The 1,494-nt window shown below is 50.5% G+C and carries 1 rRNA gene (only partly in view); it reads right to left on the bottom strand.

Going from position 1 to position 1,494, the window contains the following annotated elements:
• Window positions 1-1,466, bottom strand: a 23S ribosomal RNA gene (locus R7E38_RS22740) (it extends 1,464 nt beyond the left edge of the window).
• Between the last annotated feature and the right edge of the window lie 28 nt (window positions 1,467-1,494).

The following is a 1,494-nucleotide window of genomic DNA, read 5'->3' as shown; positions in this document are numbered from 1 at the left end:
AGCCTACGCACTTGAACCTGGACAACCGTCGCCAGGCCCACCTAGCCTTCTCCGTCCCCCCATCGCAATTGTAAGAAGTACGGGAATATTAACCCGTTTCCCATCGACTACGCCTTTCGGCCTCGCCTTAGGGGTCGACTTACCCTGCCCCGATTAACGTTGGACAGGAACCCTTGGTCTTCCGGCGAGGAGGTTTTTCACCCCCTTTATCGTTACTCATGTCAGCATTCGCACTTCTGATACGTCCAGCATGCGTTACCACACACCTTCAACCGCTTACAGAACGCTCCCCTACCCAATATACAAAAGTATATTGCCGCAGCTTCGGTTTACTACTTAGCCCCGTTACATCTTCCGCGCAGGCCGACTCGACCAGTGAGCTATTACGCTTTCTTTAAATGATGGCTGCTTCTAAGCCAACATCCTGGCTGTCTGAGCCTTCCCACATCGTTTCCCACTTAGTAGTAATTTGGGACCTTAGCTGGCGGTCTGGGTTGTTTCCCTCTCCACGACGGACGTTAGCACCCGCCGTGTGTCTCCCGGATAGTACTTACTGGTATTCGGAGTTTGCAAAGGGTTGGTAAGTCGGGATGACCCCCTAGCCTTAACAGTGCTCTACCCCCAGTAGTATTCGTCCGAGGCGCTACCTAAATAGCTTTCGGGGAGAACCAGCTATCTCCAGGTTTGATTGGCCTTTCACCCCTAGCCACAAGTCATCCGCTAATTTTTCAACATTAGTCGGTTCGGTCCTCCAGTTGATGTTACTCAACCTTCAACCTGCCCATGGCTAGATCACCTGGTTTCGGGTCTATATCCAGAGACTGAACGCCCAGTTAAGACTCGGTTTCCCTACGGCTCCCCTAGATGGTTAACCTTGCCACTGAATATAAGTCGCTGACCCATTATACAAAAGGTACGCAGTCACAGGACAAAGCCTGCTCCTACTGCTTGTACGTACACGGTTTCAGGTTCTATTTCACTCCCCTCACAGGGGTTCTTTTCGCCTTTCCCTCACGGTACTGGTTCACTATCGGTCAGTCAGTAGTATTTAGCCTTGGAGGATGGTCCCCCCATATTCAGACAGGATATCACGTGTCCCGCCCTACTCGATTTCACTGAACACACGTCGTCAACTACGGGACTATCACCCTGTATCGTCGGCCTTTCCAGGCTGTTCGTCTAACGCGTGTAAAGCTTAAGGGCTAGTCCAATTTCGCTCGCCGCTACTTTCGGAATCTCGGTTGATTTCTTTTCCTCGGGGTACTTAGATGTTTCAGTTCCCCCGGTTCGCCCTGTTGAGCTATGTATTCACTCAACAGTAATACCTTATGGTATTGGGTTTCCCCATTCGGAAATCCCAGACTCAAATGGTTTTTACTACCTAATCTGGGCTTATCGCAAGTTAATACGTCCTTCATCGCCTCTGACTGCCAAGGCATCCACCGTGTACGCTTAGTCACTTAACCATACAACCCGAAGGAGTTTCGAGTTGAT

The sequence above is a fragment of the Vibrio sp. Vb2131 genome, assembly GCF_033338535.1.
Lineage (GTDB): Bacteria > Pseudomonadota > Gammaproteobacteria > Enterobacterales > Vibrionaceae > Vibrio > Vibrio alginolyticus.
This window is presented reverse-complemented; position numbering and strand designations above follow the sequence as displayed.